27 protein-coding genes are annotated in these 24,998 nt (G+C 42.4%); 18 read left to right on the top strand and 9 right to left on the bottom strand.

Going from position 1 to position 24,998, the window contains the following annotated elements:
* Window positions 1-6: 6 nt before the first annotated feature.
* Window positions 7-1,311 (bottom strand): DUF945 family protein, encoded by a 1,305-nt coding sequence (locus R7Z50_RS14025; protein ID WP_157782615.1) that lies wholly within the window; start codon window positions 1,309-1,311, stop codon window positions 7-9.
* A 195-nt stretch (window positions 1,312-1,506) separates the two neighbouring features.
* Between R7Z50_RS14025 and R7Z50_RS14020 the strand changes: the two genes are divergently transcribed.
* The 10 genes from R7Z50_RS14020 (at window position 1,507) to R7Z50_RS13985 (ending at window position 9,490) form a co-directional block, all read left to right on the top strand.
* A complete protein-coding gene (locus R7Z50_RS14020) occupies window positions 1,507-1,956 on the top strand; it encodes a hypothetical protein (RefSeq protein ID WP_017190689.1) in 450 nt (149 codons plus the stop codon).
* A 289-nt stretch (window positions 1,957-2,245) separates the two neighbouring features.
* Entirely contained in the window at window positions 2,246-2,533 is a 288-nt protein-coding gene (locus tag R7Z50_RS14015; protein WP_318149135.1) for a hypothetical protein, read from the top strand.
* Window positions 2,534-2,598: 65 nt separating this feature from the next.
* Window positions 2,599-3,618 (top strand): IS21 family transposase, encoded by a 1,020-nt coding sequence (istA, locus tag R7Z50_RS14010; RefSeq protein WP_318124371.1) that lies wholly within the window; start codon window positions 2,599-2,601, stop codon window positions 3,616-3,618.
* Window positions 3,615-4,409, top strand: a complete 795-nt coding sequence (istB, locus tag R7Z50_RS14005; RefSeq protein ID WP_104216259.1) for an IS21-like element helper ATPase IstB — start codon at window positions 3,615-3,617, stop codon at window positions 4,407-4,409. The genes istA and istB overlap by 4 nt, the downstream gene beginning before the upstream one ends.
* Before the next feature lie 85 nt (window positions 4,410-4,494).
* Complete coding sequence (locus tag R7Z50_RS31590) at window positions 4,495-4,713, top strand: DUF2726 domain-containing protein (protein ID WP_411979503.1); 219 nt, start codon at window positions 4,495-4,497, stop codon at window positions 4,711-4,713.
* A gap of 538 nt (window positions 4,714-5,251) precedes the next feature.
* Complete coding sequence (locus R7Z50_RS14000) at window positions 5,252-5,908, top strand: quinolone resistance pentapeptide repeat protein QnrVC6 (protein WP_032495607.1); 657 nt, start codon at window positions 5,252-5,254, stop codon at window positions 5,906-5,908.
* Window positions 5,909-6,178: 270 nt separating this feature from the next.
* Complete coding sequence (locus R7Z50_RS13995; RefSeq protein ID WP_082040340.1) at window positions 6,179-7,699, top strand: ISNCY family transposase; 1,521 nt, start codon at window positions 6,179-6,181, stop codon at window positions 7,697-7,699.
* Between the two features lie 200 nt (window positions 7,700-7,899).
* A protein-coding gene (locus tag R7Z50_RS13990; RefSeq protein WP_114145628.1) for an IS3 family transposase occupies window positions 7,900-9,050 on the top strand; the annotation gives its coding sequence in 2 pieces (ribosomal slippage) (window positions 7,900-8,143 and window positions 8,143-9,050; 1,152 coding nt in all).
* On the top strand, window positions 9,040-9,348 hold the full coding sequence (locus R7Z50_RS31585; protein ID WP_079324508.1) for a DUF2726 domain-containing protein: 309 nt from the start codon (window positions 9,040-9,042) through the stop codon (window positions 9,346-9,348). Before R7Z50_RS13990 ends, R7Z50_RS31585 begins: the two co-directional genes overlap by 11 nt.
* Window positions 9,335-9,490: a hypothetical protein gene (locus R7Z50_RS13985; RefSeq protein WP_017190686.1), complete on the top strand. Its 156-nt coding sequence runs from the start codon at window positions 9,335-9,337 to the stop codon at window positions 9,488-9,490. The genes R7Z50_RS31585 and R7Z50_RS13985 overlap by 14 nt, the downstream gene beginning before the upstream one ends.
* A gap of 59 nt (window positions 9,491-9,549) precedes the next feature.
* Here the strand turns inward: R7Z50_RS13985 and R7Z50_RS13980 are convergent, their stop codons facing one another.
* The gene (locus R7Z50_RS13980; RefSeq protein WP_318149134.1) at window positions 9,550-10,992 is read right to left on the bottom strand and encodes a hypothetical protein; all 1,443 of its coding nucleotides are present in this window, start codon (window positions 10,990-10,992) and stop codon (window positions 9,550-9,552) included.
* Between the two features lie 545 nt (window positions 10,993-11,537).
* Here R7Z50_RS13980 and R7Z50_RS13975 point away from each other — a divergent pair.
* The 4 genes from R7Z50_RS13975 to R7Z50_RS13960 all read left to right on the top strand — a co-directional run bounded on the left by R7Z50_RS13975 (window position 11,538) and on the right by R7Z50_RS13960 (window position 14,821).
* Window positions 11,538-12,506 carry a type IV toxin-antitoxin system AbiEi family antitoxin gene (locus tag R7Z50_RS13975; protein ID WP_017190684.1) on the top strand — a complete coding sequence of 323 codons (969 nt, stop codon included), beginning with the start codon at window positions 11,538-11,540 and terminating at the stop codon, window positions 12,504-12,506.
* Entirely contained in the window at window positions 12,472-13,311 is an 840-nt protein-coding gene (locus R7Z50_RS13970; RefSeq protein WP_017190683.1) for a nucleotidyl transferase AbiEii/AbiGii toxin family protein, read from the top strand. Before R7Z50_RS13975 ends, R7Z50_RS13970 begins: the two co-directional genes overlap by 35 nt.
* Before the next feature lie 4 nt (window positions 13,312-13,315).
* Complete coding sequence (locus tag R7Z50_RS13965; RefSeq protein WP_139374595.1) at window positions 13,316-13,723, top strand: hypothetical protein; 408 nt, start codon at window positions 13,316-13,318, stop codon at window positions 13,721-13,723.
* Window positions 13,724-13,969: 246 nt separating this feature from the next.
* Window positions 13,970-14,821, top strand: coding sequence for a restriction endonuclease (locus R7Z50_RS13960; protein ID WP_139374594.1), 852 nt, complete (start codon window positions 13,970-13,972; stop codon window positions 14,819-14,821).
* A 143-nt stretch (window positions 14,822-14,964) separates the two neighbouring features.
* Here the strand turns inward: R7Z50_RS13960 and R7Z50_RS13955 are convergent, their stop codons facing one another.
* The 3 genes from R7Z50_RS13955 to R7Z50_RS13945 form a co-directional block, all read right to left on the bottom strand.
* On the bottom strand, window positions 14,965-15,534 hold the full coding sequence (locus R7Z50_RS13955) for a YceI family protein (RefSeq protein ID WP_079324502.1): 570 nt from the start codon (window positions 15,532-15,534) through the stop codon (window positions 14,965-14,967).
* Window positions 15,531-16,082 carry a cytochrome b gene (locus R7Z50_RS13950; RefSeq protein WP_079324500.1) on the bottom strand — a complete coding sequence of 184 codons (552 nt, stop codon included), beginning with the start codon at window positions 16,080-16,082 and terminating at the stop codon, window positions 15,531-15,533. The genes R7Z50_RS13955 and R7Z50_RS13950 overlap by 4 nt, the downstream gene beginning before the upstream one ends.
* A gap of 287 nt (window positions 16,083-16,369) precedes the next feature.
* Window positions 16,370-16,666 carry a DUF6283 family protein gene (locus R7Z50_RS13945; protein ID WP_079324498.1) on the bottom strand — a complete coding sequence of 99 codons (297 nt, stop codon included), beginning with the start codon at window positions 16,664-16,666 and terminating at the stop codon, window positions 16,370-16,372.
* Between the two features lie 422 nt (window positions 16,667-17,088).
* On the opposite strand from R7Z50_RS13945, the gene R7Z50_RS13940 reads away from it, so the two are divergent.
* Window positions 17,089-17,844, top strand: coding sequence for a hypothetical protein (locus tag R7Z50_RS13940; protein ID WP_079324496.1), 756 nt, complete (start codon window positions 17,089-17,091; stop codon window positions 17,842-17,844).
* A gap of 44 nt (window positions 17,845-17,888) precedes the next feature.
* The gene (locus R7Z50_RS13935; RefSeq protein WP_079324494.1) at window positions 17,889-18,761 is read left to right on the top strand and encodes a hypothetical protein; all 873 of its coding nucleotides are present in this window, start codon (window positions 17,889-17,891) and stop codon (window positions 18,759-18,761) included.
* A 10-nt stretch (window positions 18,762-18,771) separates the two neighbouring features.
* Here R7Z50_RS13935 and R7Z50_RS13930 read toward each other — a convergent pair whose 3' ends face one another.
* Complete coding sequence (locus R7Z50_RS13930; RefSeq protein WP_079324492.1) at window positions 18,772-20,028, bottom strand: Y-family DNA polymerase; 1,257 nt, start codon at window positions 20,026-20,028, stop codon at window positions 18,772-18,774.
* Window position 20,029: 1 nt separating this feature from the next.
* Window positions 20,030-20,431, bottom strand: a complete 402-nt coding sequence (locus R7Z50_RS13925) for a LexA family protein (RefSeq protein WP_079324490.1) — start codon at window positions 20,429-20,431, stop codon at window positions 20,030-20,032.
* Window positions 20,432-20,686: 255 nt separating this feature from the next.
* On the opposite strand from R7Z50_RS13925, the gene R7Z50_RS13920 reads away from it, so the two are divergent.
* Entirely contained in the window at window positions 20,687-21,760 is a 1,074-nt protein-coding gene (locus R7Z50_RS13920; RefSeq protein WP_053410891.1) for a tyrosine-type recombinase/integrase, read from the top strand.
* 98 nt (window positions 21,761-21,858) lie between these two features.
* Window positions 21,859-23,454, top strand: coding sequence for a hypothetical protein (locus tag R7Z50_RS13915; protein WP_154715353.1), 1,596 nt, complete (start codon window positions 21,859-21,861; stop codon window positions 23,452-23,454).
* A gap of 16 nt (window positions 23,455-23,470) precedes the next feature.
* Here the strand turns inward: R7Z50_RS13915 and R7Z50_RS13910 are convergent, their stop codons facing one another.
* The gene (locus R7Z50_RS13910; RefSeq protein ID WP_079324674.1) at window positions 23,471-24,442 is read right to left on the bottom strand and encodes an ATPase domain-containing protein; all 972 of its coding nucleotides are present in this window, start codon (window positions 24,440-24,442) and stop codon (window positions 23,471-23,473) included.
* A 274-nt stretch (window positions 24,443-24,716) separates the two neighbouring features.
* Window positions 24,717-24,998 (bottom strand): Tn3 family transposase (locus tag R7Z50_RS13905; RefSeq protein ID WP_318149133.1); only part of this gene is annotated, 282 nt, incomplete at its 5' end.

Here is a 24,998-nt window from a genome sequence, read left to right as displayed (position 1 = left end):
CCCTTATCAAAGCGGGATTACACGGCCGTTAACATTTGCTTCACCGTCAGATATTTTGATTGTAGTCTTGAATACGCCATCGTTACCTAATAGTGCAAATCCAGTTCGGCTTGCAGATTGAGCAGCACCTATACCAAACACTTTGTCAATTTCGGCAGCAGGGATCTGAACATCTAGGTCACCTTTAATTACTGTGATTAGTCCAAGAGGGTTGAGCAACAGGTTAGGCATTTTCCCTTCTGGTAAGTCAACATGAAGTTCAGTAGCAATATTGCCGTTATCAGTAGAGGCCACCATCTTATCAATGTTGAATTTTAGACCAGTCTCAAGCAATCTTGCATACATCTTTTCCATGTTTTTTGATGCGAGAAAATTTGGTGTGTTCGACTGCATGACAACCTTTAATTCGTCGCTAAACTCGTCAATGGCACTAGTCTTTACGTCATTTACGCTTGTTGTAAGGCCGACATCTTTCCACTGTATAACGTTGTTCTCTAACTCTTTTGCAATGCCATTGAATGTGAAATGATATTTCTCATCTTGGATATATGTACTTGATGACAAGCCAACGTTAGACGCAAGTAGATTGATGGCATTGTTGTAGTCAAGTTGCTTAAAGCTCGCTACGGTGATGGTTTGGCTACCTTCACAGATAGTTTTGCACCCGGTAAGAGAACCACGCCATTGATAGTTGATGCCGTCTAACTCCATCTTACTGCCGGTGTTACCACTACTGCTCATATTAATTGAGTCAGTATTTGTCTTTAAAATTGCATCACTGCCATCGCGGTTTGAAGTGAAGTAAATCCGAGTAGGGCTGATAGTTAATAACTGACCATAGTTGATGTGATCAGTCATAGCTATGACATCAAATTCACCACTTACACTGTGTCTAGTCATGATTTGTCCCGGTATCGGCATGTGTTCGCCTTTAGGGATTTCTACATTCAAATTGTCAGCCACCAGCTGCGACGTATGTTCATCGAAATGAATGTCGTGTTTTATTTCAAAAGGGTATGAAAAGTATCCGAGAGTATGAGTCGCTTCCAGGATGATTGGCTCACCAGATGCTAACTGCTCACCTAAAACGCCTGACGCCTTTGGCAAAATCTTTATCACTGTATTTGCACTACTGCCAGTTAATCCAATAGAGAGCTGGTGGCTTTCTACAGAAATGCCTTCAATTGATTCAAGTTTCGTTATTGCTTTTTCGTAACTACTATTTATGGCCATGTAACCATACGTGCCGGCGCCAATGATGGCCAAGGCAGTAGTTGTCCCTACGAGTAAAAGAGTGGTGGATTTTTTCACAATCATACCTTTTCAAAATTAAGTGCTGCTAGATAGTACTACAATATCAATTCTTAGCGTTATAGAATGAGATAAAATCTATCAGACTTTTCGTTCTGAAAAACTTCGTGATAAAACTTTAGCGTTATGAATGCATATGGGTTTTATCTAACTAGACATTTATGTCTACACACGTATGAAAAAAGGGGTTCTACCTTGGAAAACGTTCAAGAAAACACACTCGCAATGTCACAAGAGGACAATGACAAAAAGTGGTATTCATTTAGTAAGCGCAAAGGGGTATTCCTACTAGGTACTCTTGTTGCCGTTTCTGCATTCGGCTTGTCTATGCAACAACCGGGACCAATTCTAGAAATGGACACCAAAGGTGTAGCAAGCTACGTTCGTTGTTCTGGCAGCTTGATTGCTAATGCTGTCGACGAAAATGCATGCAGAGAATACTTTGAAGACTACCTTTCTGAGCGTATTAGCAAAACTGACAATCTGCCTCGTATTGTGCCGTTAGACATTATCGGTGCTACATACCAGTCGGCACAGAATGCTTTTAAACAGAGTGGATTCACTCCGCTAAAAGATCTTGAATCTATCACTCAGAATAAAGTGCAATTGCTTAAATCAGGCAAGGCGATCAGCGCGTCGTCTTAATATGGAACTAGACATCGCTGGTTTTCTAGCTGGACAGCCATTTCTTGTTATTGCAGGTCTTGGGATTGCGTTCGCAGTTTTGGTTTTTAACAAAGTGAGAACTAAAGGGAATGCGCCTAAATGCCCAAAATGCGGTTTAACTATGGTGACTCGCATAGCTTCTAAAGGGAAGTTCGAAGGCAAACCATTTTGGGGCTGCGTAAACCACACGAAAAATGGATGTACCGGCTTTCGTAAAAAATAACTATGACCGTCCCTCTTGAGGGGCGGTTTTTTATTGGAGTTTGTTTTGAATATAACGAATCTACAAGTAGGACTTGGGATCATTGCCCTCGCAACGGTTGGCTTGGTGTTCACTAATCCTATTTTATGTCTAGTGCTGGCCCTGATTGGTATGGTGGTCATGTTTGGCTGGGAACAGGTCAAAAAGTTGATAAACATACCAACCTCAAGCAATTACACCTTGAAAGATGCAGACGGTAACCTGGTCGATTACACGCTGAAAAGCGGGTTACTTACTAAAGCAGAAAGAAGTTTTTATGGTGTTGTCAGCGCCGATGTAAAAATGACCCACTAACGCCGATTTAAAATTGACCCACTTGAGGCAAACTATCCGTTCGTAAATGGACAAAGCGGCGGATTATGATCAATCAGGAGCAACTAGTGGAAATACATGTTTTACATCAGCAAGGGTGCAGCATCCGCCGTATCGCCAAGGATTTGGGTATCTCAAGGAATACCGTTCGTAACTATCTCCGTGATAGAAGCAAAGCCCTCGTGTACCCCGAGCGTCAATCGCGACCAACTAAACTTCAGCCATACCATGACTACTTGCGTACTCGCATTGACGCAGCAAAACCGTATTGGATACCAGCAACAGTCCTACTACGTGAATTAAAAGCGCTTGGCTATGAGGGCGGTATAACGATGCTCAAGGAGCACATCAAGCAATACAAACCTAGCACGCCAGTCGACCCCGTGGTTCGATTCGAGACAAAGCCTGGTGAGCAGGTGCAGGTCGACTTCACTACCATCACGCATTACGGCGTACGTGTTAAAGCCTTCGTTGCAACGCTTGGTTATAGCAGAGCGACCTTCGTTCGCTTTTGTGAGCGAGAGCGACAAGAAGACTGGGTTGAAGGTCTTGAAGAAGCGTTTGAATACTTCGGTGGCGTACCCAAAGAAGTTCTCTTCGATAATGCAAAAGCCATCATGATAGAACGAGATGCTTACGGTGAAGGTGAACACCGATGGAATCCTATGTTGCTCACTGCCGCTAAGAAGTACAACTTCAAACCAAGAGCTTGCCGCCCTTATCGCGCAAAGACCAAAGGGAAAGTGGAGCGATTTAACTCTTACTTAAAAAGTAGCTTCGTTACTCCGCTTGCAGCGACACTCAAACAACACGGACTTAAAGTCACCGTCGATGTTCTTAATGGGCATATCGGCGCGTGGTTAGAAACCGTCGCTCACCAACGGATCCACGGTACGACGGGTACAAAGCCTCAAGTTCTCTTAGATGAAGAGCGCTTTACACTTCAACCCCTCCCGTCACCGACACGCCTAATGGTACCGCTAACAATGGGTGATAATGTAATGCCAGTTGAGAGCTTCCAACACCCACTCTCAACCTATGACGCGCTGTTGGAGGTACGAGTATGAACCTTCAAATGAATCGCATCGAAGCGGCCTGTGCAGCGCTGAAGTTACAAGCTATAGGTCAGGACTGGCCAAGACTGGCAGAAGTCGCTAATAGTCGTGAGTTCAGCCTAGCCGATTACTTAGAGTCACTTCTCAACGCAGAGCTTGATGCGAGAGCTGAACGCACAAGAGCCACGCTGACCAAATTCGCCAGCTTCCCTATGGAGAAAACATTCGATGACTATGACTTCAAGTTCGCAACAGGCGCTCCAAGAAAACAGCTTAAGGAGCTAACAGGGTTAGCCTTTATTGAGCGAAAGGAAAACGTGATATTACTTGGCCCAAGTGGCGTTGGTAAAAGCCACCTTGCTGTGAGCCTTGGTCAAATAGCGGTTCAAAAGGGTCTAAAGACACGCTTCATCACAGCAGCAGACTTAATGCTTCAACTGTCTACAGCAAAAACTCAAGGCAAGCTTGAAAGCTACCTGAGACGAAGCGTGCTCGCTCCAAAGCTTCTTATCGTCGATGAAATCGGATATCTACCGTTCGGCAGAGAAGAGGCGAACTTGTTCTTCAACGTCATCGCTAAAAGATACGAGCAAGGCAGCATTATCGTGACCAGTAACTTGCCGTTCTCTCAATGGTCAAATGCGTTCGCCGACGATACGACACTGACGGCGGCGTTACTGGATAGACTTCTTCATCACTCGCACATCGTACAAATCAATGGAGAAAGCTATCGATTACGAGGAAAGAAGGCGGCTGGAACCATACCAACGGTTCTAGAGAATCTATCTGAAAGTAGAAGTTAATTACGTGGGTGGGTCAGTTTTACTTCGGCGATAACGTCGATAAGTGGGTCAATTTTAAACTGGCGTTGACAGTGTATTGGAAAGTGTGGTACCAGACGAACTGGTTGTAATGAGTAAGGTGCGAATTGCTGATGTACTTTATGCCACTAAAGGGCTCGATCGTAAGGATTCCGCACGATTATTTGCCAAAATATCAAGTAAGCATTTTGACTTTGTTCTTTGCCTGCGAACAGACCTTTCTTACGTAGCGGCCATAGAGTTAGATGACAGTTCACATCAGATGTCGGTGGACAACAAAGTTTGAAACTCGAACAATAAAGATTAGAACTATGACAATAAAGTGCGAAACTTTTCGGTGCCATTTGTCGTAGTTTGCCTTCTTCTCTGAGACGATTTTGCCCCAAAACAATTCAGATCAAAAGTTCTCGCTCACTTAGTTCACAGTACTTTCCCCTATCAAAAGTTATCCGAAGGAGTTTGGGTAGCAGCATTTTTCTGAAATTATAAGGCATCATGCAATCTAACCTCCGTTAACTTTCATTAACCTATTGATTACACGTTGATGGGGTATTAAAAAGGTTGCATCATAGGAATATGAAAGACGGCTAAAAGCCGCATAGAAAGCGTTATGTGCTTTCTCTAAAACTCACCAGGTTCACCAAAACTTTTTTCTAGCTGGCCGCATCGCTTATTTTGAATTAGCACCCTTTAAAATGCCATTTTGATGCCTTATCTTGGCTAAAACGGGGTGTTTTAAGTGTCTGTTTTTATTGGTTTTGTTTTTGTTGAGAACTTTCAGGTAAATGGTAGTCTTCAAATCAAATGTTTTTTGGAGCTACAGCATGGAAAAATCAAAGCAATTATATAATCAAGTGAACTTCTCACATCAGGACTTGCAAGAACATATCTTTAGCAATTGTACTTTTATACATTGTAATTTTAAGCGCTCAAACCTTCGAGATACACAGTTCATTAACTGTACTTTCATAGAGCAGGGGGCACTGGAAGGGTGCGATTTTTCTTATGCTGATCTTCGAGATGCTTCATTTAAAGATTGTCAGCTTTCAATGTCCCATTTTAAGGGGGCAAATTGCTTTGGTATTGAACTGAGAGATTGTGATCTTAAAGGGGCAAATTTTAGCCAAGTTAGTTTTGTAAATCAGGTTTCGAATAAAATGTACTTTTGCTCTGCATACATAACAGGTTGTAACTTATCCTATGCCAATTTTGAGCAGCAGCTTATTGAAAAATGTGACCTGTTCGAAAATAGATGGATTGGTGCAAATCTTCGAGGCGCTTCATTTAAAGAATCAGATTTAAGTCGTGGCGTTTTTTCAGAAGACTGCTGGGAACAGTTTAGAGTACAAGGCTGTGATTTAAGTCATTCAGAGCTTTATGGTTTAGATCCTCGAAAGATTGATCTTACAGGTGTAAAAATATGCTCGTGGCAACAGGAGCAGTTACTGGAGCAATTAGGGGTAATCATTGTTCCTGACTAAGCGCAAGATTCGGCTACGCACATAACAAGTGTTTAAGGTTTCAAGATACTTTATCTAATCTCAGATAAGCGCGTTAGAGTCATTAATCTAACGCGTTTATGTCCAAAAGCGAGTTTCAAACTTTGTTGTCACACTTGTGATCACCAAGCGATTCTGTCGTACCTTAATTACCAAGCGACTTTGTCATTACCTTAACTACCGAGGGAAAATGTCGGGACTGATTTAGCGTACTTTTTAAAGTAATCAAATGAGCTTTAAAGGGTGCTAAGGATGTTCTATATGGATTCAAAATCACAGTTTACTGTCGATATCATTAGCAAAGTCATTGATGGCAAAATTACTATTAATAGTGCTACGCAATTACTGCAAAAATCACGAAGAACCGTTGAACGTTACTTGAGTCGCTATCGCAAGGAAGGCATTCGGTTCGTGGTTCATGGTAACACTGGTCGTGCTCCCATCAATAAAATCCCTGAGTCACTCAAGAAGGAGGTTCAAGCCCTCATTCAAACCAAGTACTACGACTTTAATCTTCAACATCTCTCGGAGCTTCTGAGCAAAAATGAAGGACTGTCGATTAAGCGTGAAACGTTGCGTTCTTGGGCTCATGACATTCACCATGTGAAGCGTTCTAAACGCCGTAGAAGTCGAGTAAGGAAGTATCGAGAGCGTATGCCGTTGCCTGGGCTTATGCTGCAAATGGATGGCAGCCCTCATCGCTGGTTTGGTGATGAGAAGTCTTGCTTGATTGCCATCATTGATGACGCTACTAGTGATATTCATGCGCAGTTCTTCCCTTCAGAGACCACCGAAGGCTGTATGAAGGTGATGCGAGCTTATATTGAAAAGCGAGGCATATTCAAAACTCTCTACGTGGATCGAGCAGGTATCTTTGGTGGGCCGAAACGCAGCAACTTCTCGCAAATGCAGCGAGCTTGTGATGAACTCGGTATCGAAATTATCTTCGCCAACTCACCTCAAGGGAAGGGACGAATCGAACGAGCCTTCGACACCTTCCAAGACCGCCTTGTCCCCGAACTGCGCCTCAATAACATCGCTGACATGGAGAGCGCAAACCGATACTTGCAAGAGGAGTTTATCCCCAAATACTGGGTGAATAATGTGATGGTTCAGGCGACTAAATCGAGCTCTGCGTTCAAGTCGTTGCCACCTGACCTAGACCTTAACAGCATCTGCGTACAGAAAGAGTATCGAACGATACGACGTGACCACACGTTTAGCTTTGATAGCAAAATGTACGTTATCGACTCGCCAGTACGTTACTCCATAGAGAACCAAAAAGTAGAAATACGATGTCAGTTCGATGGTACCTTCTCTGCTTACTTCGGTCATCGACGGTTAGACATCACTGAGTTAGTAGAGCCACGTAAATGCAACGAATACGGCAAAGAGGTACAACGTAAAATAGAGGCTCTGGAGTTGGTTGCAGAGCTTGGTAGTGTCTCTAAAGCCGCTCGTATCTTAGGTTGCTCACGCCAAACCTTATATACCTATCAGCAAATAATGGAGGAGGAAGGGCCACTCGGTCTTAAGCGAATTAATAAGCCACTGAAACGCAGTAAAAACGCAATCCCAGAGAGTACCGAAGATAGGATTATCGAGTTAACGTTGCTCAACCCGCATAATACGTCGATACAAGTGATGAAACTACTCAAACAAGAAAACATTACCGTGAGTATCAGTACCATCCAGACTATCTGGAAAAGAGAAAAGCTCAATACACGAGAGATGAGAATCAAGCAATCCCAATCAATGAGTATCGATGTGTGAGGCAGTTGAACGATATGAATACTAGAATATAAAGGCATGACAGAATCGGTTGGTACTTATCCCGTCATGTTCCCTCAGTAATGACAAACTTTGTTGTCACACTTTCGTTGGATAGCCACATTGATTGAGTCTAAGTGTTGATCCGCACCAGCAGTTTTGGACACCGAGTTAAGTGAGTACAATCACTAACGAGGTGAACAATGACAACCAAGAATACAAGAATCAAACACACTCCTGAATTTAAAGCTGAAACCCTTAAATTAGCTGAAAAGATTGGTGTGGCTGCCACTGCAAAACAGTTATCGCTGCATGAATCTCAAATCTATGCATGGCGAAAGGCTTCGAAGAAAGATACCAACACCAGTAATCGAGAAAAAGAACTGGCTGCTGAAAACGCTAAGCTCAAAAGGTTACTTGCTGAGCAAGCAGAGGAGCTAGAAATCGTAAAAAAGGCCGCCACCTATTTCGCGAAGCATCTAAAATAGATTGCTATGAATTTATGCTCGAACACTTATTAAACTTCCGTATAACCAGTATGGTTAAAGTGTTCGATGTTTCACGAAGTGGGTTTTATTACTGGATTAAGCACCGCCACAAGACAACGAATCGTGAGACATTTCGTCAACAGCTTGATTGTAAGGTCAAGAAAGCTTTTGATAGCAGCAAGGCACGAGACGGCTCCAGACGAATTCAAAAGGAACTGGCTGATAACGGTGATGAGCACGACGTAAAAACCATTGCAGCCAGTATGAAGCGGCAGAATTTAACGCCGAAAGCTGCCCGAAAATTCAAATGCACGACAGACAGTAAGCATGAAATGCCTGTAGCCCCGAATCTGCTTGCTCAGAACTTTGACGCTTCAGCCCCAAATCAGAAGTGGGCTGGTGATATCACCTATCTAGCGACGAGTGAAGGCTGGCTGTATTTGGCGGTAATTATCGACCTTTACTCAAGACAAGTGATTGGCTGGTCTATGGATACTCGCATGACTGCAAAACTAGTCAGTGATGCTCTATCAATGGCGTTGTTCCGACGGGGCTTCCCAGAACAAGTTATCATCCATAGTGACCGTGGTAGCCAGTACTGCTCTAAAGATTATAGAGATCAGATAGCCGCTTATAATCTAAAGCAAAGTAAGAGTAGGAAAGGAAATTGTTGGGACAATGCTTGTGTCGAGAGCTTCTTCCATTCAATGAAAGTTGAAGCCATTCAATATGAGCCAATCATGACAAGAAGCGAGATGCGTCAAACGATCTTTGAGTACATAGAGGTTGATTATAATCGGACAAGAAGGCACAGTGCTCTTGGGTATTTAAGCCCAGTCAACTTTGAACAGCAATATGTCGCTTAGCAAGGTGTCCAGTCTTGCTGGTGCAGATCATGTCGATCTTTATTGTCAGTATTGGGTTCTTTTAGCCACGATAGTAACGCACTTCGGAAATAGAAAAGTTTCAAACTTTAATGTCCTCCGACATCAGAAGAAATCACGAAAAGATCGGGACGACTTTGTTGAGCTCGCATGTAAAAGCGCGGGGTTGCCGCTTTATAGATGTCGAGCACAATATGTATACCAACCGAATGAACTAAGAGACTATTTGTTCGTGAATTCAACACAACAATCAAAGGATGTAGCTAGTGAAGAAGCTTAAATACCTGTTTTGGGGCGCGGCGGTACTAATGACTATTTATATTGGGTACAAGCTGACACAATACCTATTTACTGGGCTTGTGCTTGCGACTATCGGATTGTACATATACTGCAAGTTTAAGCCAAAGAAACAAGCTATGTAATTTCAAATTGCGTTAGAAGGAAAATGGAGTTCAAGACTCCATTTTTTATAGCTTTTAACCTATCGTTTGCAAGTATACAGCGCAAAATATGCATTAGGGTGTTTTACTGTATAGTAAGTGTATCCAGAACCCTCTGGTGAGCATGCTTTTCCATCTTGTGCATCGTAAGCACTTGAATTGATGATTGTATCCCCGTCTTGTCTTGCGATTGATAATTCATAATTTAATTCGCCACGATATGTGTGATAAGTTGCCGTTTTAACAAGTCTAAGGTTAGCTTTGGTCCCAACAGCTGATCTGTTAGGAGAGAGGCTTATTGTTCTATTTTCTGGTCGTGTAGTAATCAAAGTAGAACCATCTTTATAAGTCCAGTTCCTAACCTGCATTTGAGTGCAGCCTTGCGTTTGAGTGAACCGTGTTCCGCTGTTAATTGTGTTAGTCGCCGGGGTCCATTCTCCACAATTGTATGCGCTTCCTGAATTGTTCCAACCACTAACCGAAACTGCTATCGTCCGTTGCTCGTTGAAGGTTGCAGATTGAAAGACTAGCTTCAATTCGCCAACACTTCTAATTTCACCCGTAACTGCATTCTTCTGTTGCTTCTGCTCAGTTCGTGTTTGATCTTGCTTGTAGCTTCGTGACTGAACAAAGTCCGTTGTTTGAGCAACGATTGGTGGCTCCCAAGAAGTATATGAATGTGGAGCATCGACATCCTTCCATTCACCAAATTCGGATGCAGTGGATAACCAAGGGTTCATTGTGCCTGGTACCGTTCGATATTTGATGTCATCGATACTCTTTGTTTGAGCATGACTGCCAATCGCATCACCTCCAACCTTGTAAGTCCAAGTTCGAGTTTGGTTTTGCTGGCAGGTTAATGACTGGTCGACCATAAGCCCTGCGTAGGTTTCAGAAGCTGGTGGCACCCATTCGCCACAGTCATGAAGGTCACCAGTATTCACATATGAGTCGACCGTTGCCTTAACATCTCTCGATTCAGAATTTGGACGATGGTCATATTCGGTTACTGGGTCACCGTGATTACGGATCTCCCCGACGTTTGTGTCTTTGTCTCGGTCTTGTCGTTCACGGGTATACACGTCTTTGTATTGACGGGTTTGAGTGAAGTCGGTCATCTGTTGGGCTAGGGGAGGAAGCCAGTCCTCGTAATCCACATTCTGGCCAGAGTCGACCCAATCTGTATAAGTTGGGTCAAAGACTTCCCAAAATCGGTCGTCGATGGAGTATAGGTTAGGGATGTATACCTCATACTCAACTTTACCGATGTCATTTTTTCCTAAAGGAGATACATCAAATGTTAAAACGCCATTCTCAAGATTTCTTGATGATCTAAACGTTTCGCCTGGACTGATTAGATGATTATCGACCTTGATAGAAAAAACGGCGTCACTTGGGAGTCTAACTTCGTAAGTATGTTCACCTGTAGCAATATTGTTCTGGTCGGTACGTAATATTTGTGACCGAAAATAACTGATAGACATTCCTTTTTTGTTCTTCAATAGGACTTCAGAAGGTAATGTCTTAGTACCCTGATAAGCAGCTACGCTGTATTGTACTGAAAACATGCAGTAAGTTATAACGAGCGAGCTAAGAATCCTTAGAACCATTAATAAACCTCATAATCCACCACTAAATGCGAATGAGATCGTAAATGAGAATCAATAGTAATGAGGTGATTATGTAATGATATTTATAGGTACTTATTGCTAATAAAGGAATCTAATTGAGAAGGGATCATCCGATGTTAGGCGAACTTGAAGCAGATGTTCATTAGTAGGCACTTTGTCTTGTTCAGTCCTGAGTGCTACATACATTAAGTAGAAATAGGGGATTGCTGTAGTTCTTTAAGGTTATTGATGACGGTACTTTGATTAACAACTGCTATACAAATTTTACAGTTATGATTCTTGCATAAATGATAAGTTACTCTTTTCATGCCATTTAATAATTATGCTTTCCTCTTTACATGCTGAAATTACACGTTTATAGTTTTTACATGATTCATGTAAAATTGGATTTTGTGTAAATGAGTATCGAGGCAGAACTTACTAACTTCACAGAAAGGTTGCCAAAGTCTTGGAAAGCCGACTTCAACTTTGCCCAGAACAAGAATTTCGATGGGACCCTGATAATTTGGCTAGGTGAACGACATCATCGATTAAAAGTCGAATTTAAGCGGATTCATAGAAAGGAGTCTCTGCGTAATGTAAAAGCTAATACGCAAATAGATGGCCGATATGTGCTCGTCACGAACACGCTATCTGATTTCCTCAAGGATGAATGTGAAAACCTTGGCATCAACTATATTGACGAATCAGGTAACATTCGGATTGTTAATGACGAACTGTATATCCTGATTACAAAACCTTATCAAAGCGATGTAATGGCAAAACAACCAGTAGCGATGACGGAAGGCATCGTTAAATGCGTATTTGCTTTGATCTGTGAACCGGCATTGTTGAAATCAACCTATGAGGTAATTTCTCGGAAAGCAGGCATCTCAGTAAGCATGGCAAATAAGGCCATCAAGTTTTTGATAGAGAAAAATCACATACAAAAGGATAAATTGAAGCGTAGATTCTTTGATGAAAATAGCCTTATGTATGACTGGTTGTTGAGCTACTACAAGCACATTGGTTCTAAGCAAAGAGCAATTCCTTATCCACCGCCTTTAGATTGGAGAGCCATCGAGTTACCAGACGGTGCAATTTGGGGTGGGGAAGCTGCAGCCGCAGAACTAACCAACTACCTACATCCTCAAAACCTTTTCCTGTACTCAAAGAGTCAAATTCAAGGCTATGAGTTCAATAATGCTAACCCCAAGGCTCCGCGTTTGCAGATTTGCAGACCATTTTGGGGAGACGAATTGAAGATAACTGAAAAGGGCAGAGCATTACTTACCATTGCAGAGTTACTTGCAACTCAAGACGGACGAAATAGGGAAGTTGCGGAGATTATTAATGACAGATACTTACACCTTAAAACACTCCCTTAACCAAGAGTTCATCACGGCGTTAACGGAAGTAGTTAAAGTTACTAATGCATTGGAGATCCCGTATTTCATAGCTGGTGCAACCGCTAGAGATATTGTGATGCATGGAATTTTCGGACACGCGCCTGGTCGAGCGACAGCTGATATTGATACAGCCATTTTTGTGGATACTTGGGGCCAGTTCGAAGATATAAAGGCGTCGTTAATCAGCTCAGGACTGACTGAAACTGATTTGGTACACCGTCTACGTGAGCCAAAGTCGGGGTATCCAGTGGATATTTTACCATTTGGCGCCTTGGAAGACGCAGAACGGCGTATACAGTGGCCACCGAAACACGAAGAAACGATGTCCGTAATTGGCTTTAAAGAGGCGTTTGAATCTTCGCTACAGGTTGAAATTGATGGTTTGGCATTCAACGTTGCATCTTTACCGGGAATTGCGTTGATGAAACTGATCGCTTGGGGCGAACGCGGAAATGAAAACTCAAAAGACGCGAGTGACTTTCTTCTTTTACTGAATAAGTACCAATTGATCCATCAAGACCGAATTTGGGAGGATTATGTACCAAAAGAGTTCGATTATGACGTCGAGCTAGTAACCGCATTCTTATTGGGCTTTGATGTGCGTGATATTTTGAAAGCCGAGTCAGAAGAGGTTCTGTTAAGCATCAAAAACGAGCATCAAGATCGGTTTCTTACAGCTATGGCCAGAGGAAATGGGTCAGTCAATCTTGACGATTTAGAGAATCAACTGAATGCATTTTGGCGCGGTGTATTCGATGATAGATTGAAAGAAGAAGGTGATTAGAATAGTGCAATTTTTTAAGTTCAGGCCGTTGACCTTTGGTTACAGCTTTATTCTGGCCACTACCATTTTTAACTTCGTTACTTATGATAAGGCATTACATTGGCAAACCATAGCTGGTGGCGTTGTATGTGGATTGCCGATTTTTACAGCCTTTATGCGCAGTAGGAAAATGGCACTGGTATTATGGTTAACATCAATAGCGATATTTGGTTTTATTCTGACTGGTTATATTGATAATTTTCAAGTTAACCGATTATTTTTCATATCGATGACTGCCGGGATTTTAATAGGTTTCATACCAGCGTATAAAATTAATAAGCCCAAGAGTTATTTGTTTGTTGCGAGCTGTTTAAAAATGGATGGTTACGATGAAAAAGCAGAAGAATTCATGGCGCGTTATCGTAGAGACTAAAGAAGGTTGATTATTAGCTACCCGACATGTAAGGTTGTCGGTGTTAGTGAATGCCTAAGTTACTTGAGCCTTTATAGGGCGGGTGCTGGGGCAGAGTTTTAATACCTATTTTGGAGCCGATAATCCTACTTGTCGGCTTCATATATTAACATCTACTTAGCTTTCAAAATACAGCGTTTAACATGATTAATTTTTAATATTGCTGTAAACTTCTACCACTTTATATGTTTGTTTTGGAGTTTTTCAGTGTCAGTTGAACAAGGTGTTTTGATGCAGAATGCTTTAGGAAAAGCTTTCGAATCTGTGTCAGGTTTCCTTTCGTTAATCCTGCTTTACATGGCTGCTGTTTTATTTATAGGTTTTCTTCTTAAAAAGCCTGGCGCATTGATTGAAACTGTCTCGCTCCTTGTAATCGGTATTTTAAAATTAGTCACTCAGCCATTCCGTGATCGTGATTCGGTTGATGTGCCAATGAACATTAAACCTATTGGAAACACTAGCTCTATACAACCTAATGTCATTACCTTACAAATGATTAAGGATATGGAATGGTTCGCCTTTGAAAAGCTCACAAAACAATATTTGTTGTCTTCCGGGTTTAACGCATCTCTTACCCAGTTCGGTGCTGATGGCGGTATTGACCTCATTATAGAAAAGAAAGATGGCCGAAAAGCTTATGTTCAGTGCAAGGCTTTTGGTACTAGTCTTGTAGGTGTTAAATTTGTTCGTGAATTCTACGGTGTAATGGCTGCAGGGAACGTCACCGAGGGTTATTTTGTTACTTCCGGTTCATACACTAAAGATGCTAAAGAATTCGCCTCTAATAAGCCTCTAAAGCTCGTCACAGGTAAAGATTTGCTCAAAAAGATTAACGAGTTACCTTCCGAGAAGAAAGAAGATATTTTTAAAGAAATTTTTGCAGACCGTAATTATAAGACACCAACCTGCCCTAATTGTGGTTTAAAAATGGTCCTTCGAACGAACAGAAGAAATGGAAATGATTTTTGGGGTTGCCTAACCTACCCTAAATGTCGAGCAAAAATGCCTTTATCAAAAAGGCAGAGAAACGTTTCTAAATGGAATTCCTCAATACGATAAAAGCTGGCTATGCCAATGTTCCTTTTTTCATACTAGTCTCCAAATTCATAATTGTCTTAACGACTTAACTATTTGAATCGATGGTCAAAATCGAGCAAAAAAAAGAGCCAGCAATGCTGGCTCTAAAGTTTTAATCAATATTGTTATTGCTTGATACCCTCAACATACAATGTCATATCAGCGTATGTAGTCGCGCCCATTTCCTTGATGCCAAAGTCTTTTAGCTCAAGGCGAGTTGTACCTTTAAGGCCTAGACTCTCACCACCCCACGGATCAGCACCACCGCCGATAACAGATGCATTGATTGTGATTGGGTGAGTGATTCCGTGCAGTGTTAGGTCACCAATCACGTCCATGTTGCCACCTTTCTTATCGACAACTTTAGTAGAAGTGAACGTTGCCGTTGAGAATTTGCCAGCATCGATAAAGTCTGCGCTACGAATGTGTTTATCGCGTTCCGCGTGGTTACTATCCAAGCTGGTAGTATCAACAACTACTTTTACTTTTGAAGCTTCGATATTGTTTTCGTCGTAGCTAAATGTACCTTCGAAATCATTGAATCGACCTTGAGTGATACTGTAACCAAGGTGGCTAACTGCAAAGTTGATCGATGCGTGTGCGCCCGATGTGTCAATTTTGTAGTCAGCTGCGTTTGCTGCTAGTGGTGCTGCCATTGATAAGAATAGACCTGCGGCGATTAGAGACTTTTTCATGCTTTACTTTTTCCTAACATCTTATTGAGGGTTTGATCTTTATTAATTACGTGGTGCTTCACTGCAGCTAACACGTGGATAGCTACTATTCCAATCAGTGTCCATGCAACAAGCATATGCACGTTGCCGGCTAAGTCAGATTGGTGTTCGAACAACTCTCCTGCCCCTGGGACAGTGAATAGTCTAAATACTTCTATTCCGCGGCCATCAGATGTTGAGATTAGATAACCGGAAACAAATAGTGCTGCCAGAAAACCGTACATCGCTAGATGTGCTAGTTTTGAGGCAATTTTTTCGAATTTTGTACCTTCCGTTTCTGGAGATGCTGAAAGTAATTTCCAAACAAATCGACCAACGGTTAGAATAGCCAGCATAATGCCGACTGCTTTGTGCCCTTCTGGAGCCGTTTTATACCAAGTGCTGTAATAGTTTAGGTCGACCATCCAGACACCTACCACAAACATTCCAATGACTGTTACGGCAGAAACCCAGTGCATTATGATTGCAGCTAAGTTGTAGTTTTTAGGTGTTACATTCTTACGTGACATATTAGCTCTCTATTTAAACTACTGCGCTTTCAAAATAGAAAGTTTTTGAATTATACGTAATTCAGAATGGTAGGAATTCTTATTTTTTTGAATATCTTATTCGAAAATATTGAACAAGAATTATTGAACTGATAGCGAGTGTCGTTGCCTTGCTTGTCGTTTGTGCTCACAAGGCATTCGCTATGTAGTGAAATATTGGGGGGTATTGACTGTTAGATCTGGGGTAACCGATTAAAGTCACCCTTAAAGAAGTGGTTGGTCAGATTTATTGAATTTCTCTCTCGTGTTTATTCATTAGCATTAAAATCGTGGTGTCCGATGCAGGCTTCACGTGATTCAAAAATCAATTCTTCGCCCGATAACTCAATCTCCATCCCTAACCTGCTTGCTAGTCGAACAAAATCATTATCTTGACCATTAATCAGCATATGACCAGCACACTGTAGGTGTGTCTTCTTGTGACATACGAAACTGCCGCTATCAAGGATTGAAGTCATTCTGTCTTTCCCAAGCCATCCATTGAGGGAGTCTTTTCGGAAGGGACAGTCTTTGCATGGTTTCTTTACATTAGGAAGATTGGTCATTGGTCTTCTTCGTATGGTTGAGCAATTATGTCTTTATTGAATCATGGTTCCCAGTTTGCACCAGTGTCAGTGAGTTTGCGCGATATGGGGATAAATTTAAGATTGTAGTGTCATTTAAACAAATCCACTGAGAGCACGATAATGAAAAGTAGCACTGGAAACCATGTAGTTAAGTCCAACGGAAAGTTCTACAGCCGTCGAGAAGGCTCACGCCTAACAGATTGTTGCCAAGCCTATTCGACATTCATTGATGATGAACTCGTGTGCAAGGTATGCTTTTGCACTGTCGAATTTGGTGAAGGTGATGGCTCAGAATGTGTTGATGTTAGTGCTTTACCCTCAGAATGATCAAATCATCGTGACCTTTCAAAACAACAATGATAGTAACTAACTGGATGTAATCAACGTAAGTATTCTTATCTATGACGATTTCTGTATTTGAACAATGTGTCGCGGTCTTTGACCCGGCACTTTTAGGACATCTAACTACGCAATACCCGTGGTCGCAGAACGAGAGTAAAGTCAGTTCTGAGGAAATAAATCAGGCTCTATTAAGCCCCTTAGATTTGATCCAACCTGGCCACTTTACTGATGACCCTTTTGAACACGATAAAGTCGATAATTTCAGTGCTTCGAGAGATGAACACATACGTCGTATTGGCTGGTTTGTCAAAAACTGGAATCCAAGTATTAATCATGCCTTACTCGCATCTATGACGGGACCAAACCATTTTGAATTCAAAGACGGTAACCATAGAATGCATGCCGCCTACCATCGCAGAGAGAAGGAAATATCCATAAAGTTTGAATTTGGTAATTGTGCTGATATAGAAAACCACGATGGTTTTCTTCGCTGGGTGTCAAAACCTTCACACAATGGCGTGTTTGGTGTGTCGATCGTAAGTTCTGCTGATATGGGATGTGAGGTGCTATTTGATGGCATCAATCGCTTCTGGATTAATGATGCAGAAATGGGGATGTGTATCTGCAGCTTGAAGGAAAAAATGATCCTACAGCGGTCATTCAGAGATGGTAATACTATTCCAAGTTTAACTGGGAAGAACGCAACAGTTGAAGAAATGGTTGAGTCAATGTTTAGCATTTACCCAGATTTTGAAGTTAGTCGTGATAAAGTTACTCAGTCGATAATTGATTTGCGTTTGTGCACTTCGTATTAAGCGGTCTGCTTACCTAGTCGTCCAAGTGAGGTTTTGAATCTGAAATGTCAGAATTTTTCGTATTAATGCCCTTTGCTAAAAGTAACAAAACCGGGCAAATAATTGGTATTCAGGAAGCAGAAAGGGGCGCTAAATGTGATTGCCGATGCCTGTCATGCAACACCCCTGTCACAGCTAGACAGGCAGAAATCAATCAATGGCATTTTGCTCATAGAACTAGTGATTCATCGACCACTAATGAATGCAAATTCTCACCAATAACTGCTGTTTCTTTAATACTTCGACAGCAATTACCAGTTCATCTCACTGACTTCGATCTGGATGAATGGCCATTCAGTAACATTGTTTGGAACATCGATAAAGTCATTGATGATTGCCATTTCGATGCATACGGAAAGGATGAAATATCAGGGCATACGGTTGCAATTGAGATACCGTTTGCCAACTACTCTGGTTTTGACATTAACAAGTACCCTGATTCGATAGATTTCGTCTTAAGAGTCGATACTCACTCCTTGGCTCGGAAGTTATTTGGGAGTGCCGATAAATTGAAACTGTATACTTCCGATGAAGTATTTGATTACTTTCTTGAATCTTGGGCAAGTCTTGTGGTGATGCACCGGTGGCCACAACCAGAACTCGTAGTTGAGCAACCTTTGGGGAATTGTAGTGATATAGAACACCAGTCATCCCTAAGTAAAACTGCCAAATACTCAAGCACAACTGATCACGGCTCTAAGAGTGGAATGCAAGTTGAGAGCTCTTCGTCAATTTGCGTGTGTTGTGGAACATTTCCAGCAAAATATGGCAAGGGACTCTTGTGTAATTCATGTGTTACCAAGCATGTTGGTCCAGATTTCCCTAATTTAACTGAAATGATTCGTCACTATAGAAAGGAATCAAACCAGTTTAGGTAGAGGTTTTGGCTCAGCACTTTAGTCTCGGTAAGTCGCGCCATGAGGTCGTGTAATGCGGCGTCTTCATTGCAGTGTCGCATTCCCATTTTCTCGGTATACCCTGCGCAGCAAGAAAAACTGTGTTTTTGCCATACTTTTGATTTAGTCCATCAAAAACGGACATCAGCTCCGGTCGGTTTGGTTCCGGGTTGAACAAATCCTCTTGTGCATGTTGGCCATCAACAAGGTCGATAAGCCCGACTCCTACTCGGTAATACTTGACGCCTGCTTTAAACATTTCCGCGGCCATTTGAGCTGCAATTTTTGTTATTTGGTCGACATCTGCCGTTGGATAAGCGAACTGGTGCATTGCTTTATAGTTAACTGGGCGATCATCAAATGATGAATTGCCGGCGAAGCAAATCATCACTCGACAAAGTGATTTTTGATCTCGCGCTTTTCTTGAGGCGATAGCTGCATGTTCAGATATTTCTTGAGTAAGAGCCTCCAGCGTAACCAATCGGTCACTTGTGCTTCTAGTCGAGAAAATCTCTTTCTTCGGCGCCCTCACATCATCCCAATTCTTGCATCGCTGACCATTCAGTTCCCTGACTATTCTTTCCATCTCAATGCTGAATTCTCTCCGGGCTTTTTGTGGGTCTAACCGAGAAAGTTGCAGTCCGGTTTCAACTCCCATAAATTGAAGCCTCTTGGCCAAGCGTGAGCCGATACCCCACACTTTATCAACTTTCATTTGAGCCAGTACGTTATCTATTTCTTTCTTTGTCTCGAGTACGCAAACACCGCGAAAACCTGGCAACCGTTTGGATGCAAAACTTGCCGTCTTTGCGAGAGTGAGTGTGTGGGAAAACCCACAACAAACCGGTATTCGTACCTGCTTCCATACTGCGCGGCGTATTTTCATACCATGCTCATAGAAATCGGGGATAGTCGATTCACACCCCGCGTAATCCTGAAACTGCTCGTCAATGGAATACACGTAGCTGGAAGGAGCGAAACTACTCATTACTGTCATCATTTTTCCGCTTATGTCTGCATAAAGGGGGAAGTTTGACGTACATACAACTACACCGTAATGATCACAAAGAGCTTTAACTTTGAAGTAGGCTGAAAATTTAGGAATGCCCAGTGATAAAGCCTGTTTGTTTGCCGCAACGATGATCCCGTTTTCATTTGACAGGACGATCACTGGTTTTTTTCGCCACGAAACTTCAAATACTTGATGGCAACTTGCATAAAATGCGGATGCGTCAGCTAAGCAAAACATGTTATTTGGCCAGTAGATGTGATGGTCTGAACATTCGAAGTGAAAAACTACACACACCTTCGACCGTGAACTCATCAAGCTCATCAATTACAACCGGCCTGTATTGAGGATTGGCTGAAATCAAAAGCCTGTTTTCGATGTCGATGATCTTCACAGTGAGCTCGCCATTAAGTACAGCCACAACAATGTCACCTGTCTTGGCATCTAAAGACCGATCGACAAGCACAGGGTCACCATCGAATAGGCCTACACCTTCCATCGAGTTACCGTTGATTATGGCTAAGAAAGAACTGCTTGGCCTCTCTACGAAATCATCAAGAGATAAGTCAAGCATCTTGTGTTCATCTGCGTAGGACTCGAAACCCACAATGCCAGCGTGAGGCTTTAATGGTATAAGTTTCATAAACTCTAATGCTGGTTATATATACAGTTATTTTGGTCTGAGTTTAGGTCGATTTCAAGCTCTCTGTTTGCCCTACACGTCCAGTTTGCCACTAATTACTCAAAATGTTCATTTTTCAATCGGTTATAAGGCGGCTTCAAAGAAAAGAAAATCTGGTATAAGATACTGGTATTATATACAGTAGGTTGGCTTCTGGCGCGATTGTAGAAGCGTGATAGCTTGATAAATGCCGATACATAACAAGTAACTGAAAAAATGACAAATAAACAGATAGTTGAGTACGAAAAGCCTTATTTAGACCCACTTGTTCATACTGGTCTTTCAACTCAGGCTGAAATAGCTTCTGACTTGTCGGATGACGCAAAAAGACTACTCCAAAAGAGCTTTTCTAAATCGACTCTCGATGCGTACATATCTGATGGTCGCGTATTCTGTGCTTGGTGTGAAGTTCAGGGAATAAATCCGGGTAGTGCAAGTACAGCGGAAATAATCAACTTCCTCACAGATCAGACAGTCGGAAAATTAAATCGATGGGTCTGGACGGATAAATCTGCACGCCTTGGTTATTTGACATCGGGTGCACCGCTTGCCTACTCCACTATTTACCGTCGATTAAACGGTGTTAAATTCGCGTTGAAGCGTTATTACGGTCGCTCGTTTAACGAAACTGAACTTCAATACTTGAGTGACATAATGAAGGGTGTTGCTGCAGAGCTTGGAACAGAAAAAAGGAAGGTTAAAGGCATCTACACTGATGACTTACGTCTTATTTTCTCACAGATGGATCTTACAGACCAAGTAGACCTCAGAGATCGGGCAATTTTGATGCTCCTTTATGCTGGTGCATTTCGTCGTTCCGAAATCGTTCAACTCCAATATGCGAACGTAAAACTGTTCCCGGGCAAAGGACTAAAGATAAAACTGGATAAGGTTAAGCGTAAACAAAACGGCATGGTCAAAATCATTCTGGCTGGTAGCAAAGGGGAAATGTGCCCAGTGTCTTTCCTATCAGATTACTTGATGGCTGCAGAAATCAAAGATGGGTTCATCTTTAGACGTGCTAACAGAAACCGCAAGATGCTTTCTATTCCACTTACCGGTGATGCGATAAATAAAATGGTAAAGGAGCGCTGCGAACAAGCCGGGTTAATCGGTCTTTATGGAGGGCATAGTGGCCGGCGCGGTTTCGTTGAATCGGCGGTCACCGCAGGTAAGACAATGAATAAAGTGATGCAGATGACTGGCCATAAATCTGTTCAGACTCTTCAAGAGTACTTTGATGACAATGAAGCGTGGGATGATGCTAACGCAAGTTTCGGGCTCTACTAAAAATCATTTTTAGGGCCCAAATCGAACACTATAATAGCCACGCAACAAGTTGAACATCAGTAACCTCGTTATTATCAGTGACAACAAAAGTGATGATAATGAGGCTTTCAAATTTTTCCTGCTATGTCCTACCCCTCGCCTGTATCTTACCTATTCCCTCTTTTTCGGCTGACAAGGGTTCTGTAACCTTACCGGCTGATCAATATCTGAGAGACAACAATGGTAAGCCTGTAGGTTATTTCAAATCCGACGTACTGAGAACTTCTCAAGAGAACATTGCAACCGGCGCACATGATTTTGAGATAAGACTTTCCGACGACTCTCCATTTTCAATTAAAGCGGATTCAAAAGTCATTAAGCCTGGCGCCACTATTTCCATGACCAAAACCCTTGAAAACGGTGTATTGAGTTTTGAAGTGGCTCCAGTTCGAAAGCAGGATATAGGCAAAGTTGAATACGAGGTCTATATCCCTAGCCTTTATTCGATCGATGACCGATTTTGGGAAGTCTTTGACCCTACTTATACCCCGTGGGTCGACTCTGGCCAGAATGTCGATTATGAGAGCTGGCTACCTCCCCTCAGTGAACAGATGGCCAACTTTACGCAAACGCGCAAATACAAGGACGTGTATACGCGGGAACGTCAAGACCGCGACAAAGACACGAACGTCGGGGAGATTCGTAATCACGGTGACCCTGTAACCGAATACGATTATCGAGCCGCTACTGAATCAAGAGATGTGAAAGCATCCGTTAACGCATATGTGAATGTCGGTGATCTGCATGACTGTGGCGAGTGGGTACCACCGGCCTCCGAAACCTATGAAGGGCTGACCGTCGACCAAACGTATACCTGCCAACAGGATCAAACTCGTACATGGACTTACAAGGTCGGTAGTGAGGTTATTGGCACACACCCTCAACTACAGAGTATCGATGACATCAAATATCGGACTGTACCAGGCACCAAAAATCCTTGGTTAAGGACTGCATCTGCATTTGGTGAATGGACGAACATTGATTCACCTTATGATTATTCTTCTTGGGAGCCTCCAATCGTTGCTCAAACAGCAAACTTTGACCAGTCAAGGAACTACAGGCAGAACCAAACAAGAACAGAACAAAAGCAGGAGAAAAACGCCGTCACTGGAGAAATAAGGAATGTTGGTGAGCTACAGAACATTACTCGAGCTATAACTATTGACCAGACAAGGACGCTTGCTGTGACAGTTTCAGGCTGGTCAAATTCTGGAGGTGTATACAGCTGCAGTTCCTGGTCACCAGGTACGGGTTCAGTTGCAAGTGGTACCGGGTTTACACAGACACGAAGCTGTAAACAGATGCAAGTAAGAACATGGTCTTACAAGGATGGGACAACCGTTGTAACTACAAGGCCAGAGAATCGCGTTATTGACACTTCTCAGTCACAAGGAGCAACAGGAAGTAAAGTTGTTTACGGTAGCTGGGTATATCAAAGCGCATCTCAAACACAAGTACCTAATCCTGGTGGATATATGAAGGTATTATCTGGTTACTCTCAGAGTGAATTAAGCAGTGGTTGTAAAGTAAAAGATGGTGTCCAGCGATGCTTGTACCAAGCCGGCGCCCAGTGCACCATTGGTAGCATTGGCTATCAGGCCATTTCCAATCCGGGCATCGACTTCTACGCTGTAGCTATATATAACTGCAAGTAATATTGAAAACGGGGCATCAACCGGCCCCGTCATTTCCATTGACCCAAGACTTTAAAACCTCTCTGTGGATAAGAAGTCGCAACTTCGGCGTCTTATCCAATGTATCCTTGGCATGCTTCCCTGTAACACCTAATAGCTTACCAAATGCATAGTAGCCGTAACGAGTGCGCGTTAGTATTCCGTATCTAAGAGCCTTGGTCATTGTGTCATAGCTAATTGAAAATCCTTTACGATAGAGAAGTGGTATCTGCGTTCTATTACCACACAAACCATCTTTATGCTTAACCACATCGATAATGCAATGTTGGCCAACAGGAAATTTTCTTAAGAGGATTTCATTACCTTTACTTAGAAGTAATCGCGTAGCCATAAAACGCTCTACAGGGATACCACCGTAACTTACATAATAGGCATCACCGAACTGACTTGTTTTACTCCGTAGCTGATTAGTGAATATTACTACTGAATCGGTACCTTTAAGAGCTAATCGAAGCTTTGAAAACCATTTTGCCAATAGGCGTGACATCTCTATCGCATCATCTTTATCCTCCCAATTGTCATTACGATATTGAGATCTTGGAACCAGAGATGCGATTGAATCTATGACAAGCATCTTCACAGTCTTTGAAGCCAGTAATGATAAGGCCATCTCAAAGCACTGCTCTGCAGTTTTAGGCTGACCAAATATGAGATTGTTCAGGTCAACACCTAATGTCTCTGCATATCGTAAATCTAGAGCGCACTCAGGCTCTAAGTATGCAGCGGTTAGCCCCATTGATTGACAACATGCAATGCTATGCAATACGAGCGTTGTCTTGCCTGTTCCCGGCATCCCGGCCACTTCTATCATGCGGTCGGCACTGTAGCCATCGGTGCCCAGTATCGTATCAATAGCAAGAACCCCTGTTGTTATTGACGATTGTTGCAAGGTTGAATGTTCTATTGATGAACATATCGCTGGTGGAGCAATTGATAGTTGAGTTTCCATAAGAGGCGACTTGATTTGCAGTTTTGAAAATCATCTCACCATCTATTGAATTCGCAAGCTTATGACAACATACTTGTATTGTCCCAAAAGCTACCCTCAACCTACATCGATAAAAAAACAAAAGCTTAACACGACATAAAAGCAAAAAAGGAGCCAATCGGCTCCTTTCTGTCCCATTACGGGGTTCTAGGGATTTTCCCCTCTAAAGTAACATAGAATGCTACAGGCTTTGTATTATATAGCCTCCAGCTGTGGGTTACTTTCGTTTCCAAGCTTAATCATCCACGATTGGCTTCGTAATTTCACTAATATCAGGAAATTTTCCGGTATTGGTGAAGTTATACGTCCCGCTTAAGTTGATATTTTGCCATGCAACGGGCGAAACAGCACGAGTGATAGCCGCTTTTTCTTCATCACCTGTCGCTTCAAAGTGTCCCAGAAGATGACTCAGTATCGCGGAGTTGAAGTAGATGAGCGCATTGGCAAGCAATCTTGCGCATTCATTCCAGATAGCGATTTCAGACTCGTTTTTGCCACGGAACTGATCACCATTCAC

It is taken from the genome of Vibrio sp. 1249-1 (assembly GCF_033340495.1).
This window is presented reverse-complemented; position numbering and strand designations above follow the sequence as displayed.